The sequence below is a fragment of the Lutibacter sp. B1 genome (assembly GCF_012524075.1).
GTDB lineage: Bacteria > Bacteroidota > Bacteroidia > Flavobacteriales > Flavobacteriaceae > Lutibacter.
The window spans coordinates 1-2152 of the sequence record NZ_JAAZUI010000068.1; the positions used below are offsets into that span (position 1 = coordinate 1).

The window sequence follows — 2152 nt, forward strand, 5'->3', positions numbered from 1 at the left end:
ACTGGCTATATTGCATTGTGGCGGATTTTCTTTTTCAGAAAATCCTCGTATATTTACTAACATAACTGCTATGGCGGAAAAATCTTGCCGATTTTTCCACAACGACAACATAGCCTAAACCGTTGTAAAACATTTGACCAAACCAACAAACAATGAAAAAAACGATAATATTTTTAACTTTTGCTATTATATCAACTATATCATTTGGACAAAATCTTGATGATTTGGATAGTTACACAGTTGATGAATTTTATAAAAAAGTAGAACTCGATTATGGAACTCTTGACGAAGATGGAAACGAAATTGAATATGTCTATGTAAAAACAAAAGTTGATAAAGGAGATTACAAAATTGATTTGACAGATGGAGATGGAGACTTATACGAAGTTAAAGACACCAATCTATTTATAAAATTCAATGGATATTTTGGATACGCTGGTTATTCCAAAGAATGTATAATGAAAGTAGAATATTATAAGTCAACCGTTTACAAATTATAGTAGCAATGAAAAAACTTATTTACCTAATATTATTTTCAACTACTATCGTAAGTTGTAATCAAGAACAAATAGCAGATTTAGAATCACAAATATCTGATTTACATTCTCAAGTAGATGATTTACAATATGAATTAGATGATAAAAGTTCTGAATTGGAAGAAGCGTTAGAAAAAATATCAAATTTAGAAAGCTATACTTCTGATTTGAGTGATGAATTAGACGATTTGAACAGCGAAATTGGTGATTTTAGTTTCGAGGATTGGCAATCGAATGTTTGGGATGTTGAAAGTGCAATGAGCGATGTTAAAAATGCTTTTGAAGATTTAGAAAATGAATTTTAATATGATAAAATATTTCAGACCATTTTTTTTAATTTTAATAGTTTTACTAACAGCATCTTGTAGTGGACAAGATTGTAGTAAAATAAATAATGACTTTGAATCTTATCAAAGTGCTTTAAAAATCATAAAATCATCAGAATTCAAAATTACAGATAATTGTGATACAAGTAAAAGTTCTTGGATTTACAATGCGGATTTTTATTCTTGTAATGGAATTAAAGGTTTTTTAATAATAGAAACAAAATCTAAAGCATATATTCACAAAGAAGTTCCAATTGAAAAGTGGAATGAATTTAAAAAAGCAAAATCTTTTGGAAAATATTATAATCAGAATATTAAGAATAGATTTCAATTAATAATATGAAATAAAAACGTTTTACAACAACGTATATAATTTATTGCTAGTTCTAGCCTACTTACGAAAATCCTCGCGAATTTTCTATTCGGTTTTTATTTGCTAAATTAGGTGCTTAAACACGCAACAAACCATATACAAGACCGTTAGCTAAAATAACGTGCGAAGAACTCGGCTGAGAAAATTTTATTTAAAAATAATGATTTATTAAAGCTGAAAATTAGTCCGATTTTGAGCATTATTCCGGAATAAGTTTTTGATCTATTTTTCTTCTAAAACTAAATTTCTATTTCAACTGAAAATTCTCTAAGAACTCTTCTCTCCTATTCTTAAATTCTACTAAATTGAGAAATTTAATGAGTTGAGTTGAGTTGATTTTCGTTTCGTGGGAGTTTTTCTCTTATTTTTAGTTTTCTAAGCTAATTTTCTTCTAAACCAATAAAAACAAACTCGTTTGAATGATTTTTAGATTGTTTTAATTGCTTTTTATCATTTCTACTAAACCGAAAAATTCATCAATGATTGATTTTTTAGAAATTTCATCTTCTTTTTATAATTAATACTAAACTTGATAAATAAAACTCAAAAGAAAGATTTTCTGATTGTTTTAGTTCTTATTCTTAATTCTTACTAATCGAAAAATTGAATTTTAAAAACACACAAAGGAATGAGAATTGTATTGTCAGATTTGAGCAATGAATCGGTTAAATTTGAACTAAAATTGATAAATCCTGCTATGTTTGATTAAGCTACTTTAGCTAACAATGGCTATATTGCATTGTGGCGGATTTTCTTTTTCAGAAAATCCTCGTATATTTACTAAACTAATTGCTATGGCGGAAAAATCTTGCCGATTTTTCCACAACGACAACATAGCCTAAACCGTTGGTTAAAATAACGAGATTGGAACTTGGCAGAGAAATTTTCTTTCAAAAATAATGATTTACTAAAGCTGA

The 2152-nt window shown here is 27.4% G+C and carries 3 protein-coding genes; all 3 read left to right on the forward strand.

Features of this window, described 5'->3' with window-relative positions:
• Window positions 1-152 precede the first annotated feature (152 nt).
• From HGB55_RS14730 to HGB55_RS14740, 3 genes are read left to right on the forward strand one after another with little or no spacing between them, the layout of a single operon-like run.
• Window positions 153-500 carry a hypothetical protein gene (locus HGB55_RS14730; RefSeq protein ID WP_168817799.1) on the forward strand — a complete coding sequence of 116 codons (348 nt, stop codon included), beginning with the start codon at window positions 153-155 and terminating at the stop codon, window positions 498-500.
• A 5-nt stretch (window positions 501-505) separates the two neighbouring features.
• Window positions 506-841, forward strand: coding sequence for a hypothetical protein (locus tag HGB55_RS14735; RefSeq protein ID WP_168817801.1), 336 nt, complete (start codon window positions 506-508; stop codon window positions 839-841).
• A 1-nt stretch (window position 842) separates the two neighbouring features.
• The gene (locus tag HGB55_RS14740; protein ID WP_168817803.1) at window positions 843-1205 is read left to right on the forward strand and encodes a KTSC domain-containing protein; all 363 of its coding nucleotides are present in this window, start codon (window positions 843-845) and stop codon (window positions 1203-1205) included.
• The last annotated feature ends 947 nt before the right edge of the window (window positions 1206-2152 follow it).